The following is a 15,352-nucleotide window of genomic DNA, read 5'->3' on the forward strand; positions in this document are numbered from 1 at the left end:
CGTCGCCTCAATGGCGGCGCGCGATGGCGTCGATCCAGAAGCGGGTCGAAGGGTCCTGGGGCGCGGTCTGCTGGGCGGGCGCGTCCAGTTCGCGGATGATGTTCTTGGCCAGGGCCTTGCCGAATTCCACGCCCCACTGGTCGAACGGGTTGATGCCCCAGATCACCCCCTGGGTGAAGACCTTGTGTTCGTACAGCGCCAGCAAGGCGCCCAGCGTATAGGCTTCCAGGCGCGGCAGCACGATCAGCGACGACGGCCGTCCGCCCGGATGCACCTTGTGCTGCGCCAACAGGCGCGCGCGCGCCGCATCGGGTTCGACCCGCGCGGTTTCGGCCAGCGCTTCATCGAACGACTTGCCACGCAGCAGCGCTGCCCGCTGGGCCAGGCAATTGGCGATCAGCAGTTCGTGGTGGCGCGCGTAGGCGTGGTCGGGCTGTTCGCACAGGATGAAATCGACGGGCGCACCCGCGGTGTCCTGGTGCAGCCACTGGAAGAACGTGTGCTGGCAATCGGTTCCCGACATGCCCCATACGGCCGGCCCGGTCGGCACGCCCGCCGGGCTGCCATCGGCGGTCGCCACCTTGCCCAGCGATTCCATTTCGAGCTGCTGGGCCCATGGCACCACGTGATAGAGGCGCGAATCGTAGGGCGAAATGACCAGCGAATCGAAACCCAGCACGCTGCGGTTGACCACGCCAGCCAGCGCCAGCTGCAGCGGCGCGTTCTCGGCCAGCGGGGCGTGGCGGAAGTGTTCGTCCATGGCCGCGGCGCCAGCCAGCAACTGGTCGAAACAGTCGTTGCCCAGCGCCAGCGCCACCGGCAGCCCGATGGCGGACCAGAGCGAATAGCGGCCGCCGACCCAGTCCCAGATCTGGAAGATGTGATCGGGTGAAATGCCGAGGTTGAGCGCGGCCTCGACGTTGGCGGTGATCGCCACCACCTGCTTGATCGGATCGGCCACGCCGGCCTCGCGCAACCAGTTCATGGCCACTTCGGCGTTGGCCAGCGGTTCGGTGGTGGTGAAGGATTTCGAGGCGACGATGACCAGGGTGTTGTGCGGGTCCAGCCGGCTCATGGCATCGGCCACCGAATGCGAATCGACGTTCGAGGCGAAACGCACTTCGCGCCGCATGCCGCCATGGCGCAGGGCGCGGGTGACCAGCCGAGGTCCCCAGTCGCTGCCGCCGATGCCCAGGTGCAGCACGCTGCTATAGCGGCCGGCCTCATCGGCGGCGCGCACGAACTGGCGCACGCGTTCGCGTTCGGCCAACACGGCGGCGGCGACCATCGCGGGCGGCCGGGCAGCGCGCAGCGCCGTGTGCCAGGCCGGGCGCTGCTCGGTCCAGTTGGCGTTGCCGCCGTCGAACAGCCGGGCGCGCGCGGCATCGAAGTCCTGCTGCGCCAGCAGCGCCGCGGCGGCCTGTTGCAGCGCGGGGGAATCGGCCTGGGCGCTCAGGTCCAGGCGCAGTCCCGGGGCATGGATCAGGCGCAGTTGCTCGCCGCGCAGAGGGGCGGCGGCGCCAGCGGCGGCGAATGCGCGCCAGGCAGGGCTGTTGGGCAGGGACATGGGCAATCTAGAAAGGCAGGGACGCTTGGGGGGCCAGTTTAGCCAGTTCGCGCCGGAAATCAGCCTGGATGCGGGCCAGCGCCTCGGCGGTCTGGGCCTCGAAGCGCAGCACCACCACCGGCGTGGTGTTGGAGGGACGGGCCAGGCCGAAACCGTCGGGGTACTCGGCGCGCACGCCATCAATGGTGATGACGCGCGCGGCGCCGGGGAATTGGCCTTGTTCCTGCAGCGCCCGGACCAGGGCGAACGGCTGGCCTTCTTCCATCTCCAGTTTCAATTCGGGCGTCGAGACGTCCTGCGGCAGCGCTTCCAGGGGCGCGCCGGCATCGCTGAAGCGCGACACGATCTCCAGCAGGCGGGCGCCGGTGTAGAGCCCGTCATCAAAGCCATACCAGCGCTCCTTGAAGAAGATGTGGCCACTCATTTCGCCGGCCAGCGGGGCGCCGGTCTCGGCCAGCTTGGCCTTGACCAGCGAGTGGCCGGTCTTCCACATCAGGGCCTCGCCGCCGGCGGCCTCGACCGACAGGCCGACGTGCCGGCTGCACTTGACGTCATAGATGATGGTGGCGCCGGGGTTGCGCGCCAGCACATCGCGGGCGAACAGCACCAACTGGCGGTCGGGCCAGATGATCTGGCCGGACTTGGTCACCACGCCGAGACGGTCGCCGTCGCCGTCGAAGGCCAGGCCGAGTTCACAGTCGGTGGTGGCCAGGCAATGGATCAGGTCCTGCAGATTCTTGGGTTCGGCCGGGTCGGGGTGGTGGTTGGGGAAGGTGCCGTCGACTTCGCAGAACAGCTCGGTGACTTCGCAGCCCAGGGCGCGGAACAGCCGTGGCGCAATGGCGCCGGCCACGCCATTGCCGCAGTCGATGGCGATTTTCATGGGGCGGGCCAGTTTTACGCCCGAGGCGACGCGCGCGATGTAGGCCGCCACCAGGTCCAGTTCGCGGCGCACGCCGGGGCGCGCGGCCGGGGCATCGGTGGCGCCGTTCATGCGGGCCGCCAGGGCCTGGACGTCGTCGCCATACAGGGCGCGGCCGCCCATCATCATCTTGAAGCCGTTGTACTTGGGCGGATTGTGGCTGCCGGTGATGGCGACGCCGGACCCGGTCTGCATCGTGTGCGCGGCGAAATACACCAGCGGCGTCGGCACCTGGCCGATATCCAGAGTGTCGACGCCGCCTTCGAGCATGCCTTCCTGCAGCGCCTGCGACAGCATTTCGCTGCTCAGGCGCCCGTCGCGGCCCACCACCAGCGTCTGCACCCCTTGTTCGCGCGCGACCGCGGCCAGCGCCGCGCCCAGGGAGCGGGCGAAACGCGCGTCGATCAGGTCCGGGACGGTGCCGCGGATGTCATAGGCCTTGAAGACGGAGGCGGGAAATTGCGCATGGTCGGCCACGGCGGTTCCTCATTCTGTGGATGATAGGGCAATGCAATGGACAGGTCCGTCCGGAACGGCTCCTGCGGCTCGATCCCCGTCGGTGCGTGAGGTCCGGCCGGGGTGCAGACTCGGATTATCCTCCATCGGCGACCGGGATATGATCCTGCCCGGTGTTCCCGCGGCGTCCGTGGCGGGGCCATGGCCCCGGCTTGGTGCATGCGGGCGCTGCGCCACGCCTTGTTGCGGTGCGCCAGGACGGGCGTCTCCAGGGGGCGGGCGATGGCATGGAACTTGCTCGTCATCCGAAGGTGATACGCTTGTCATGCAAGCAGAAAGACCGGAGGGGCCCATGCGAGCCAAAGTATCCACAGTCACGTCAACGGGCGGCGCCAGACGCAGGCGCGGGCCGCCCACGGACTTCGCCGGCCCGTCGGCCGGGCGGGAACGCCGGCTCGACATCCACGTATTCGTCTCGCCCGGCGGCGAGTTGGCGACCAGCCAGGCCTGGGAGCGCTGCGTCTGGCGCGATGCCCGGGTGCTGATTGCCGAATGTCCGGCCCCGCACCTGCCGGCCTCGGTCGAAAGCGCCCTGCGCGCCATCGCTGCCGGCGTGGCGCGGGACCGGGCCTGGCAGGGCATGGGCACGGTGGCTTTTTCGCTGGACGACCGTAGCGGCGTGTTCCGCGTGATCCTCGCCGAATCGCAGCCGCGCTCGGGGACCCCGATGTCCGATTTCGAGCCGGTCGCGGCGCATGCGCTGGAATTGCGCATCGACGGCTGCGCCGACCGTCTCATGCCCTGCACCCATCTGCTGGTGTGCGGCGCCACCCGTGGCGAAGCCCTGCGGCGCGCCTATCGCGCCCTGTCCGAGATGCCGGGGCCGGCGGGCGTCGACCGGGCCTTTCTGATGCACCGCATCGCTTCGCGCGCCTATTGCGCGGGCCTGACCGGCACGCGCCTGGACCAGGCCGTGGGCTGACCGGCGCCGGGCCGGGCCCGGCCGCCGCCTGACCGGGCGGCGCCATGCCCGCCCAGCCTCTACAATAGTCCGCATCATCCCTGAACAGTGCCCGGGCGTGGCCCGGCGCGACCTTTCCCTGCGGCGGCTATGACTTTGCTGAGTGAATTGCAGTCCCTTCTGGGCCAGGCCCATGTGTTGACCGGCGCCGATGCCGAACCCTACGCGCTGGATTGGCGGCGCCGTTATCGCGGCGTGGCGCTGGCGGTGCTGCGGCCCGGTTCGACGCAGGAAGTGGCCGACGCCATCAAGCTGTGCGCGCGCCATGGCGTGCCGGTCGTGCCGCAAGGCGGCAACACCGGCCTGTGCGGCGGCGCCACGCCCGACGATTCGGGCGGCGCGGTGGTGCTGTCGACCGCGCGCCTGAACCGGGTGCGCGCGCTGGACACTGACAACGACACCATCACGGTCGAGGCGGGCTGCATCCTGCAAGCGGTGCAACAGGCCGCCGCCGACGCCGGTCGGCTGTTCCCGCTGAGCCTGGCCGCCGAGGGCAGTTGCACCATCGGCGGCAATCTCGCCACCAACGCCGGCGGCACCCAGGTGCTGCGCTACGGCAACACGCGCGATCTCGCCCTGGGCCTGGAAGTGGTCACCGCCGAAGGCGAGATCTGGAACGGCCTGCGGGGCCTGCGCAAGGACAATACCGGCTACGATCTGCGCGATCTCTACATCGGCAGCGAGGGCACGCTGGGCATTATCACCGCCGTCACGCTGAAGCTGTTCCCGCGGCCGGTGGCATCCTGCACCGCGCTGCTGACATTGGAGAGCATCGACAACGCGGTCGAACTGCTGTCGCGCGCCCGCGCCGGCTTCGGCGCCGCGCTGACGGGCTTCGAATTGATGAGCGGCGACTGCCTGCAGGCGGTGGTGCGCCTGTTCCCACAGCAGCGCCTGCCGTTCGAAGGCGAGTCCGCGGCCGCGCCCTGGTTCGCGCTGCTGGAGCTGTCCGACAGCGAAAGCGAGGCGCATGCGCGCGAGCGCTTCGAAACCGTGCTGGGCGAAGCCATCGAGGCCGGCCTGGTGAGCGACGCGGCCATTGCCGCCAGCGTTGCGCAAAGCAAGGCGCTGTGGCATTTGCGCGAAAGCATCCCGCTGGCCGAGGCCGAGCTGGGCAAGTCGGTCAAGCACGATGTGTCGATCCCGATTTCCGCCATCGCCGGCTTCGTGCACCAGACCAATGCGCTGCTGCAGGCACGTTTTCCGGGCGTGCGCCATGTGATCTTCGGCCATCTGGGCGACGGCAACCTGCACTACAACGTGGCCAATGCGCCGGGGCAGACTGAAGCCGAATTGCTGGCGCTGCAAAATGACATCTATGGTGTCGTGCATGACAGCGTGCATGCGCATACCGGCTCCATCAGCGCCGAGCATGGCGTGGGCCAGCTCAAGCGCGACGAGCTGCCGCGCTACAAGAGTCCGGTCGAGCTGGCCCTGATGCGCCGCATCAAGCGCGCGCTCGACCCGCAAGGCCTGATGAATCCGGGCAAGGTGCTGCAGGCCTGACGGGGGGCAGACCTTTCTTTCCACGAGGAATGAGACCATGGCGACCAGTCCCGCCGCAGGCGCGAATCACCGGATCCTGATCGTCGAGGACGATCACATCATCGCCGGCAACCTGTATGCCTTCCTGGAAACGCGGGGCTTCCTGCCGGACGTGGCCTACACCGGTCCGGCGGCCTTGCAGCGGTTGGAAGAACAGCGCTTTGACGCGATGATCCTGGACATCGGCCTGCCCGGCATGGATGGCAATTCGGTACTGCATACGCTGCGCGCGCAAAAGCGCCTGCCGCTGCCGGTGCTGGTGCTGACCGCGCGCGACAGCCTGGAAGACAAGCTGGCCGGTTTCTCGCACGGCGCCGACGATTACCTGACCAAGCCCTTCGCGTTGCTCGAGGTCGAGGCCCGGCTGCTGGCGCTGATCCAGCGCGCCAAGGGCGCGACGGTCGATACCGTGCGGGTCTGCGGCGATCTGGCCTATGACACCCGCAGCCGCGGCGTATCGATCGGCGGCAAGCCGGTGCACCTGACGCGCAAGGCCACGCTCATCCTGGAAGCGCTGCTGCGCGATGCCGGCCGGGTGGTCTCGCGCGAAGAACTGGAATCGTTGCTGTGGGGCAGCGAGCCGCCTTCGTCCGATGCCCTGCGCAGCCAGGTCCACCTGCTGCGCCGCGCGCTGGCGGACGCCGGGTTCGACGGTATCGAGACCGTGCATGGCACCGGCTGGCGGCTGGCTCCCGCGCAGGCGGGGAGTCCGGCATGAGTCGCAGTCCAGGCGGGGGCACCCTGACGCAACGCGTGGTGTGGGCGCTGACCGGCACCGTGGCGCTGTTCGTGACGGCGCTGGCGTTGCTCGCTTACCTGACGTTCGACCAGATGGAAGACGATCTGGTCAACGACATCCTCAATACCGAGATGGACCGCCTGGTACAGCATGCCCGCACCAGCGACCAGTTCCTGCCGCGCCGCGGCGCGCGCGAACTGGGCGGCTCGATGCGTGCCTGGCTCAGCGTCGATGGCCAGGCGCCGATCGGCATACCCGAGGAAATCCGCGGCCTCGACAACGGCCTGCACCTGGTCGAGCCCGGCGCCTATACCTGGCATGTAATGGTGGCCGACACCGGCACGGGCAAGGTCTACCTGCTCTACGACGCCACCGACAACGAAGAGCGGGTACACGATTTCGGCTTGATCGTGCTGGGCGTGGGGGCGATCTGCGTGGTGGGCGCGTATGCCCTGTCGCGACGGGTGGCGGCGGTGGCGGTGGGGCCGTTGCTGGAGTTGACCGATCGCATGTCGACCTGGGCCCCCGGCGCGCCGGACCTGGCGGTGACCCGCGACGACGAGGCCGGGCGCCTGATCGAGGCGTTCAACCGCGTGCAGAACCAGGTCGACCGTTCGATCGCGCGCGAACGTGAATTCGCCGGCAACCTCAGCCACGAAGTGCGCACGCCGTTGGCGGCGATCCGCTCGGACAGCGAGCTGATGTTGCTGACCCAGGACCTGACCGCCGACCAGCGCCAGCGGCTGACGCGCATGATGGATAACGTCGACGATGTCATCGTCAGCCTCGAAAGCGCCCGCGCCATGGCCCGTGACCAGATGCGCCCGCCCGAGCCGGTCGACCTGGCCGAGTGCATGCTGGACGCATGGCGCGGCTACGAAACCCAGGCCGGCCTGGCCGAATTGCGCTTCGATAATCACATTCCGGCCGATCACATCCGGGTTCTCGACCGCTATGCCTTGTTGACCGTGCTGCGCAATCTGGTGCGCAACGCCGTCGAGCATGCCGCGCCCGCCACCCTGACGGCCTCGCTGAGCCCCGATGGCGCGCTGCAACTGAGCGACGACGGCAAGGGCATCGCGGCCGACGACCTGCCATTTCTGTTCCGCCGCTACTACAGCGGCCGGTTGCGCGATTCGGGGGCGGCGGGCCGCGATGAAACCGCCCGCGGCCTGGGGCTGGCGATCGCCAAGCGAGTCTGCGACATGCAAGGCTGGACACTGGCGGTGGATTCCTCCCGCGAGGGGCCGCAGCGCGGCACGCGCTTCACCTTGCGCCTGGAGGGGGCGGCCTGACCGCCATGGCGCCGGCCGGCGCGGCGCCGTCGCCTGGGTAGCCGCCGCAATGGCCGGCCCGGCACTGTGGGAAAGTCGCCACGGCATGCGGATTTGACGAATTTTCAACTGTCCGCCACCTAAGCTGTCCGCTTCGGCCGGTCGCCATCGTTTCCTGTCCCGTCATGTCGCCACCCCTCTCGCCCGCGGTCGCCCGGCCGACGCCTGTCTTTTACCTTTGCACGCATGTGCTGGGGGTGACAGCGATCCTGGCCTGTCTGGCCTGGTGGGCCAATGCGTCCGGGCTGGATCTGGCCGTGGCGCGCGCCCTGTTCAACCCGGCGCTGGACGATTTTCCGCTGCACACCAATCGTTGGTTGGAACTGGTTGGCCACCGTATGGTGCTGACCCTGCCCATCAGCCTGGGGCTGGGCGCCGTCGCCGTGGCCGCCGCCAGTTACCGCATCCCCGCCTGGCGTTCCCTGCGCGCCCCGGCGCTGGCGTTGGCGCTCACCTGTATCGTGGGGCAATTGGCGATCACCCAGCTCAAGCACTACACCACCTTGCCGCGTCCCTACGATCTGGACTCGCTGGGCGGCTACACGCCGTATCCGCAGACGTGGTGGACCTGGGATCGGGGCAAGGCGGGCGGCGCCCTGCCCAGCGGCCACGCCGGGGCCGGCTATTCGATGCTGACTCTGTATTTCGCGGGATGGGCCGTGGGACGGTCCGGGTGGCGTTGGGGCGGGTTGGCGTTGGGCGCCCTGGCGGGCATCGGGTTTTCCGCCGTGCGTATTCTGCAAGGCGCGCATTTCCTGAGCCAGACGCTGTGGTCGGCCGCGCTGATGTGGTTGCTGGCCGCGCTGTTCTTCTGGCCGGTGCTGTGCGCAGGCACGCCCGGCGGCAGGCCGTCGTCCGTCGTGTCGATCCGCTTCGGCGGTAGGCGTGGCAGCCACGGCGAGAAGGCCGGCACATAGTCGGGCTGAGGCACAGCGAAAAGATGGTTGCTGGTACGTTATCGTACAACTAGTGTGCCGTACGTATAATGGGCACGCTTTTTTTGCGCTCAAGCGCCACGCAACCGCTCCCGGACAATCCCTGATGAACGCTCCTGTCGATCCCCCTGTCCTGCCGCGGCGTCGTCCCCGGAACCTGGCCCAGGGCCTGGTGGAGAACATCTCCGAGCGCATCCGTGGCGGTGACATCCGCCCGGGCGACAAACTGCCGACCGAATCCGAGATCATGCGGCAGTTCGGCGTCAGCCGCACGGTGGTGCGCGAAGCGTTGTCGCGCTTGCAGGCCTCGGGCCTGGTCGAAACCCATCATGGCGTCGGTACCTATGCGCTCGAACCCAGCGGCGGCGGCGATTTTCGTGTCGATCCGGCCGATATCGCCACTGTGCGCGACGTGCTGGTACTGCTGGAGTTGCGCATCTGCCTGGAAAGCGAGGCCGCCGGCCTGGCCGCGATCCGCCGCAGCGAGGCGCAACTGGCCGACATGCGCCGCGCGCTGGACGCTTTCAAGGCCGCGCTGGACAGCGGCGGCGATACCATCACGCCGGACTTCCAGTTCCATCTGCTGGTGTCGCAGGCCACCGACAATCGCTATTTCGCCGATCTGATGTCGCACCTGGGCTCAGCCATCATTCCGCGCACCCGCATCAATTCGGCCAAGTTCGCGCACGAGGATCGTGGCGCCTATCTGGCGCGCGTCAACCTTGAGCACGAAGATATCTACAGCGCCATCGTGCGGCGGGACGCCGAGGCGGCGCGCGCGGCGATGCGCACCCACTTGAGCAACAGCCGCGAGCGCCTGCGCCGGGCGCAATGAGACCAGGGCGCGCGCGCCCGCGGCTCGTAACGTTGGCCCGTTCCGCGTTAATCTTGGCCGGTTTCAATCACCGGATGGCAAGGCATGGTTAGGCTCGGCAAGCGCGGCGCGGCAATCACCGCGGGTTTCACTCACCGGGGGAGGGCCGCCGCATGCGCCGCTTGACGCTCCGTTTCATCTTGTCCGTGCTGGTTCTGCTGACGCTGAGCCGGCTCGGCCTGTCGCTGTGGATGTGGGACCGGGTCGAGGCGGCCGGCGGCCTGTGGCCGGTGCTGTTCGGCGGCCTGCGCATCGACGTCTGCCTGCTGTCCATGGTGATCGCGCTGCCGGCGGTGTTCTCGCCGTGGCTCGGGCACCGGCCGTGGGCCGCGCGCGTCACTGCCTGGTGGTTCCGGGCCTGGTGGATGCTGTATGTGCTGCTGGAGGTATCCACGCCGCAGTTCATCGCCGAATACGACACGCGCCCGAACCGCCTGTACTTCATCTACCTGCTCAACCCCAAGGAAGTGGGTTCGATGCTGTGGCAGGGCTACAAGGGCGTGCTGCTGGCCGCCCTGGTGGCGCTGCTGGTGGCGGCCTGGCTGGCAGTCAGGCTGTTTCCGGTGCGCGTGCGCGATCCGTTCCTGGCGTGGTGGAAGCGGCCGCTGGCGTCGCTGGCGATCCTGGCGCTGGTCGTGCTGGGCGCGCGCGGCACGTTGGAGCATCGCCCTATCAACCCGGCCAAGGTCGCGTTCAGCTCGGACGCCATGGTCAACTCGCTGGCGCTCAACTCGCTCTACAGCGTGTTCGACGCCGCCTACCGCATGCGCGACGAACGCTCGTCGGCCGCGATGTATCCGAAGATGCCGGTGGACGAGATGAACGCCATCGTGCGCGACAAGGCCGGCCTGACCGGCGCGCCGCTGGATCCGCGCTATCCCAGCCTGCACGAGCAGAAGGCCACGGTGCGGCGCGACAAGCCGCTCAACCTGGTGATCATCCTGCAGGAAAGCCTGGGCGCGCAGTACGTCGGCAGCCTGGGCGGCAAGGACCTCACACCGAACATCGACCGGCTCGGCAAGCAGGGCTGGATGTTCCACCGCGCCTACGCCACCGGCACGCGCTCGGTGCGGGGCATCGAGGCGGTCACGGCGGGCTTTCTGCCCAGCGTGGCCGACGCGGTGGTGAAGCTGCCGCGCTCGCAGACCGGCTTCTTCACGCTGGCGCAGGTGCTGGGCAAGCATGGTTATCACTCGCGCTTCGTCTATGGCGGCGAGTCGCACTTCGACAATATGCGCGCCTTCTTCCTGGGCAACGGCTTCAACGAGGTGGTTGACCGGCCGAAGTTCGAGCATCCGGTGTTCGAAGGCTCGTGGGGCGCGTCCGACGAAGACATGTTCAACCAGGTCGACCGGCTGCTGCGCGCCGACGGCGACAAGCCGGCGTTCACGCTGGCGTTCTCGGTCAGCAACCATTCGCCGTGGGAATATCCGGCCGGCCGCATCCAGCCGGTGGGCGATCCGGCCAGCGTCGACAACACCGTGCGCTACGCCGACTGGGCGCTGGGCCAGTTCTTCGACAAGGCGCGCAAGGCGCCCTATTGGGACCACACGGTGTTCCTGGTGATCGCCGACCACGATTCCCGCGTCTACGGCTCGATTCCGGTGCCGGTGCGACACTTCCAGATTCCGGCCTTGATCCTGGGCGCCGGCATCGCGCCGCGGCAGGACGAACGCATCGTCAGCCAGATCGACATGGCGCCCACGCTGCTGTCGTTGATCGGGCTGGACAACGTCAACCCCATGCTGGGCGCGGACCTGACGCAACGCGATCCCAACCGGGCGCTGATGCAGTACGCCGATAACTTCGGCTACCTGCAAGGCGACAAGCTGCTGGTGCTGGAGCCGGCCAAGGCCGCGCGCGAGTTCCGCTACCGCGCCGCGCCGGTCGGGCAGGACGAAACCTACGAACCGGTCGAACCGGTGGACGCGGCCTTGAGCAAGGAGGCGCTGGCGCATGCCCTGTGGGCCAGTTGGGCCTACCGCGAAGAAAAATACCGCCTGCCTTGACTTGGCCCCGTCCGGGCCCGGGGCCGGTTTGATCCCGCTCAAGCCGGCCCGGCGCCAGTGCTCGCACACTCGTGCTCATGACTTTTCCCGATCCGCTCGCCGGTCCGGCCCGGCCTCCTGTGGTTGATGCCATCGACGCGCCCGCGTCCACCCCGGCCCCGCGCTGGCGCGGCTGGCCGGTGCCGCGCGGCCGCCTGGCCTGGCTGACCGGCGCGTTCAGCACGCTTCTGCTCGGCGCCAGCACGCTGTTCTGGTGCCTGTTGTTGTTTCCCATGGCGTTGCTGAAACTGGCGCTGCCCTTCGCCGCGGCCAGACGCCGCATCGATCCGGTCCTGAATGGCATCGCCACGGCGTGGATCAGCGTCAATACCGCCTGGTTCACGCGCATCCAGCGCTCGGCCTGGGATGTGCGCGGCAACACCGGATTGCGCTACGCGGATTGGTATCTGGTCAATTGCAACCATCAGTCCTGGGTGGACATCTTCGTGCTGCAGGGCGCGCTGAACCGGCGCATTCCGCTGCTCAAGTTCTTCCTCAAGCAACAACTGATCTATGTGCCGGTGATCGGCTTGGCGTGGTGGGCGCTGGACTTCCCCTTCATGAAGCGCCACGGCAAGGCGGCCCTGCGCCGCAATCCGGCGCTGGGCCGCCAGGACCAGGAGACCGCGCGCCGCGCCTGCCGCAAGTTCTCATTGGTGCCGACCAGCGTGATGGTCTTTGCCGAGGGCACGCGCTTCACGCCGGCCAAGCGCGACGCGCAAGGCGCGCCCTACCGGCACCTGCTCAAGCCCAGGGCGGGCGGAATGGCGGTGTCGTTGAACGCGATGGGCACGCGCTTTCGCTCGATGATCGACGTCACCATCGCCTATCCGCAAGGCGTGCCCAGCTTCTGGGACATGGCCTGCGGCCGCATGGGCCTGACGCGGGTGCGGATGCGCCAGTTGCCGGTGCCGGCAGCCTTCTGCGAAGGCGACTACAGCCGCGACAAGGCTTTCCGCAGCGAATTCCACCATTGGCTCGGCCAGCAGTGGCTGGCCAAGGATGCCGAGATCGAGGCGTTGACGGCGGATACGGCCGCCACGCCCCGATCGTAACGGCGCCGCTTACGCCCGCGCCGGCAGCACCGTGCCCGAGCATTCGCCGAAGCCGATGCGCGGGTAGCCGGCCTTGACGCACTCGGCGCGGATGATGATCTGATCGCCATCCTGCAGGAAGGTGCGCTTCTCGCCCCAGGGCAGCTCGATCGGCTGCTTGCCGCCGTGATTCAGTTCCAGCAGCGAGCCGGCTTCCGACGGTTGCGGGCCCGACAGCGTGCCGGTGCCGAGCATGTCGCCCGGTTGCAGATTGCAGCCGTTCACCGTGTGGTGCGTGATCAGTTGCGCCACGTTCCAGTACGCATCGCGGAAATTGCTGCGCGACAGCCGCGCCGGCGCCGCGTTGCCGGCGCGCGACTGTTCGGTCGTCATCAGCACCTCCATCTGCACATCGTAGGCGCCCTTGGCGCGGTTGGCGTCGGAGGCCAGGTACGGCAGCGGTTGCGGCTCGGACGGGCCGCGGGTCCATTGCGTGCGGAACGGTTCCAGCGCTTCCATCGTGACGATCCACGGCGAGATGGTCGAGGCGAAGTTCTTCGACAGGAACGGCCCCAGCGGCTGGTATTCCCAGGCCTGGATGTCGCGCGCCGACCAGTCGTTCAGGATGCACAGGCCGAACACATGCGCGTCGGCATCGGCCAGCGGGATGCGCTCGCCCTGGGCGTTGCCCGTGCCGACGAAGATGCCCAGCTCCAGTTCGTAGTCCAGCCGCGCGCACGGGCCGAACTGCGGCGCCTCGCCTTCGTTGGCGGGACGGGTCTGGCCGACCGGGCGCGGGAATTTCTGGTCCACGCCGATGCTGGAGGCGCGGCCGTGGTAGCCGATAGGCACCCACTTGTAGTTCGGCAGCAGGGGATTGTCGGGGCGGAACTGTTTGCCGATGGCGGTGGCGTGGTGCACCGAGATGTAGAAGTCGGTGTAGTCGCCGATGCGGGCCGGCGTGGTGTATTCGGCGTCGGCCTGGGCCACCAGCAGCGGCTCGACCGTGGCGCGCAGCGCGGCGCCTTCACGCAGCGCGCGCGACAGCGCCAGGCGCAGCGCGCTCCAGTGGGCATGGCCCAGGGCCATCAGCGCGTTCAGGCTGTCGCCCTGGCAGGCGGCCAGCGCCTCGGCGGCGGCGCCTTCGAACGGCTTGGCGGCGGCCAGCGCGGCCAGGTCGACGATCTGGTCGCCGATGGCCACGCCGGGGCGGAACGATTCCTGCGAGCCCTTGCGGCGGAACGCGGCGTAGGGCAGGTTCTGCACCGGGAAGTCCGAGGCGCCGGTATTGGCGCTGGCGACCCAGCTCTTCAGGGACGGGTCGTGGGTTTCATTGATGGCGGTGGTCATGGGGAGTGTCTCGTTCAGTGTGTTTGTGAGGGCGCGGCAGGCGCCGGAAAAATCCAAAGCCAAACGGCGATGCGCTTGCGCGCATCGCCGTGGGCGGGCGTGATGGCGTCAGGGCCGGTCACGCCTTGGCGGGATCGAAATGCTTCTGCAGGCCCTGCCAGCACCGGTAATAGTCGCCCTGCAATTCTACCGAGGCCAGCGCCTGCGCTGTCGGCCGGATCACGCGCCGCGTCTCGAACATGAAGGCCATGGTGTCGCGGATGTAGTGCGCCTGGCGGGTATCGGCGTGCGAGGCCTTCTCGAAGGTCTCGGCATCGGGGCCGTGACCGCTCATGCAGTTGTGCAGGCTGGCGCCGCCGGGCGCGAAGCCGTCGGCCTTGGCGTCGTACACGCCCTGGATCAGGCCCATGAATTCGCTGGCCACGTTGCGGTGGAACCAGGGCGGACGGAAGGTGTTTTCCATCGCCAGGATGCGCGGCGGGAAGATGGCGAAGTCCATATTGGCCGTGCCCGGGGTGTCGGACGGCGCGGTCAGCACCGTGAAGATCGACGGGTCCGGATGGTCGTAGCTGATCGAGCCGATGGTGTTGAAGTGGCGCAGGTCGTACTTGTACGGCGCATGCGTGCCGTGCCAGGCCACCACGTCCAGCGGCGAATGGCCGATCGCGGCGCGCCAGAAGCCGCCGGTGAACTTGGCGATCAGTTCGAAGTCGCCTTCCACGTCTTCGTACCAGGCCACCGGCGTCTTGAAGTCACGGGCGTTGGCCAGGCAGTTCGAGCCGATCGGGCCCAGTTCGGGCAGGCGCAGCGCGGCGCCGAAGTTCTCCAGCATGTAGCCGCGCGCGGTGTCGTCCAGCAGTTGCACGCTGAAGCGCACGCCACGCGGGATCACGGCGATCTCCAGCGGCTCCAGGTCGATCAGGCCCAGTTCGGTGGCCAGGCGCAGGCGGCCCTGTTGCGGCACCAGCAGCAGTTCGCCGTCGGCGTTATAGAAATAGCGGCCCTGCATCGAGCGGTTGGCGGCATACAGGTGGATGCCGACGCCGCCTTGTTCGTCCGGACCGCCATTGCCGCCCCAGGTCCGCACGCCTTCGATGAAGTCGGTGGGCGTGGCGGGGATGGGCAGGGGGCTCCAGCGCAGTTGGTTGGGCGTGACCGGGCCATGGCCGAACGCGCTTTCCCAGCCCTTGATGGCGGCAAACGGCTCGAACGGCTTGTGCTGTGCGCCGGGGCGGATGCGGTAGAGCCAGGAGCGGCGGTTCTCGCTGCGCGGCGCGGTGAAGGCGGTGCCGGACAACTGCTCGGCATACAGGCCATAGGGGCATTGCTGGGGCGAATTGCGGCCCAGCGGCAGGGCGCCGGGCAGGGCTTCGGTGGCACAGTCGTTGCCGAAACCGGTCTGGTAGTGCAGTTCCATGGAATCCTCCTGGGGTGGCGCGCGATGCGTGGCCGCGCGGTCTGGTCGTGGCGCGCCGGACGGGACGGTCCGATGCCGATACGCCATTGTCGGAAAAATCCCCCACTACG

Annotated in this window: 12 protein-coding genes; 8 read left to right on the forward strand and 4 right to left on the reverse strand. The window is 68.5% G+C overall.

The genetic code is table 11. The annotated features are described in order from the left end of the window. Positions 1-7: 7 nt before the first annotated feature. Positions 8-1,573, reverse strand: coding sequence for a glucose-6-phosphate isomerase (pgi, locus tag K2W61_RS11905; RefSeq protein WP_236755685.1), 1,566 nt, complete (start codon positions 1,571-1,573; stop codon positions 8-10). Position 1,574: 1 nt separating this feature from the next. Then, the gene (locus tag K2W61_RS11910) at positions 1,575-2,966 is read right to left on the reverse strand and encodes a phosphomannomutase/phosphoglucomutase (RefSeq protein ID WP_175140386.1); all 1,392 of its coding nucleotides are present in this window, start codon (positions 2,964-2,966) and stop codon (positions 1,575-1,577) included. A 331-nt stretch (positions 2,967-3,297) separates the two neighbouring features. On the opposite strand from K2W61_RS11910, the gene K2W61_RS11915 reads away from it, so the two are divergent. From K2W61_RS11915 to K2W61_RS11950, 8 genes are all read left to right on the forward strand, one after another. Then, positions 3,298-3,927 carry a BPTD_3102 family carboxylase-like protein gene (locus K2W61_RS11915; protein WP_175140387.1) on the forward strand — a complete coding sequence of 210 codons (630 nt, stop codon included), beginning with the start codon at positions 3,298-3,300 and terminating at the stop codon, positions 3,925-3,927. 129 nt (positions 3,928-4,056) lie between these two features. Then, on the forward strand, positions 4,057-5,472 hold the full coding sequence (locus tag K2W61_RS11920) for an FAD-binding oxidoreductase (RefSeq protein WP_175134035.1): 1,416 nt from the start codon (positions 4,057-4,059) through the stop codon (positions 5,470-5,472). Positions 5,473-5,509: 37 nt separating this feature from the next. After that, entirely contained in the window at positions 5,510-6,229 is a 720-nt protein-coding gene (locus tag K2W61_RS11925; protein WP_175134036.1) for a response regulator transcription factor, read from the forward strand. Then, the gene (locus K2W61_RS11930; RefSeq protein ID WP_175140389.1) at positions 6,226-7,545 is read left to right on the forward strand and encodes a sensor histidine kinase; all 1,320 of its coding nucleotides are present in this window, start codon (positions 6,226-6,228) and stop codon (positions 7,543-7,545) included. The genes K2W61_RS11925 and K2W61_RS11930 overlap by 4 nt, the downstream gene beginning before the upstream one ends. Positions 7,546-7,781: 236 nt before the next feature. After that, entirely contained in the window at positions 7,782-8,501 is a 720-nt protein-coding gene (locus tag K2W61_RS11935; protein WP_236755686.1) for a phosphatase PAP2 family protein, read from the forward strand. Between the two features lie 124 nt (positions 8,502-8,625). Next, the gene (locus tag K2W61_RS11940) at positions 8,626-9,354 is read left to right on the forward strand and encodes a FadR/GntR family transcriptional regulator (protein ID WP_175140390.1); all 729 of its coding nucleotides are present in this window, start codon (positions 8,626-8,628) and stop codon (positions 9,352-9,354) included. A gap of 152 nt (positions 9,355-9,506) precedes the next feature. Next, positions 9,507-11,402 carry an LTA synthase family protein gene (locus tag K2W61_RS11945; protein ID WP_175140391.1) on the forward strand — a complete coding sequence of 632 codons (1,896 nt, stop codon included), beginning with the start codon at positions 9,507-9,509 and terminating at the stop codon, positions 11,400-11,402. A 179-nt stretch (positions 11,403-11,581) separates the two neighbouring features. Further along, positions 11,582-12,496: an acetyltransferase gene (locus tag K2W61_RS11950; RefSeq protein ID WP_175140515.1), complete on the forward strand. Its 915-nt coding sequence runs from the start codon at positions 11,582-11,584 to the stop codon at positions 12,494-12,496. 9 nt (positions 12,497-12,505) lie between these two features. Here the strand turns inward: K2W61_RS11950 and fahA are convergent, their stop codons facing one another. Next, a complete protein-coding gene (gene fahA, locus K2W61_RS11955; protein WP_175134041.1) occupies positions 12,506-13,825 on the reverse strand; it encodes a fumarylacetoacetase in 1,320 nt (439 codons plus the stop codon). Positions 13,826-13,943: 118 nt separating this feature from the next. After that, positions 13,944-15,242, reverse strand: a complete 1,299-nt coding sequence (gene hmgA, locus K2W61_RS11960) for a homogentisate 1,2-dioxygenase (RefSeq protein ID WP_175134042.1) — start codon at positions 15,240-15,242, stop codon at positions 13,944-13,946. Positions 15,243-15,352 lie beyond the last annotated feature (110 nt).

It is taken from the genome of Achromobacter pulmonis (genome assembly GCF_021733725.1).
GTDB classification, from domain to species: Bacteria; Pseudomonadota; Gammaproteobacteria; order Burkholderiales; family Burkholderiaceae_B; genus Achromobacter; species Achromobacter pulmonis.

Bases quoted from the DNA above. Each gene is read 5' to 3' on its own strand.
- K2W61_RS11915 (WP_175140387.1), top strand. From the start codon at position 3,298: ATGCGAGCCAAAGTATCCACAGTCACGTCAACGGGCGGCGCCAGACGC.
- K2W61_RS11920 (WP_175134035.1), top strand. From the start codon at position 4,057: ATGACTTTGCTGAGTGAATTGCAGTCCCTTCTGGGCCAGGCCCATGTG.
- K2W61_RS11925 (WP_175134036.1), top strand. From the start codon at position 5,510: ATGGCGACCAGTCCCGCCGCAGGCGCGAATCACCGGATCCTGATCGTC.
- K2W61_RS11930 (WP_175140389.1), top strand. From the start codon at position 6,226: ATGAGTCGCAGTCCAGGCGGGGGCACCCTGACGCAACGCGTGGTGTGG.
- K2W61_RS11940 (WP_175140390.1), top strand. From the start codon at position 8,626: ATGAACGCTCCTGTCGATCCCCCTGTCCTGCCGCGGCGTCGTCCCCGG.
- K2W61_RS11945 (WP_175140391.1), top strand. From the start codon at position 9,507: ATGCGCCGCTTGACGCTCCGTTTCATCTTGTCCGTGCTGGTTCTGCTG.
- fahA (WP_175134041.1), bottom strand. From the start codon at position 13,825: ATGACCACCGCCATCAATGAAACCCACGACCCGTCCCTGAAGAGCTGG.
- hmgA (WP_175134042.1), bottom strand. From the start codon at position 15,242: ATGGAACTGCACTACCAGACCGGTTTCGGCAACGACTGTGCCACCGAA.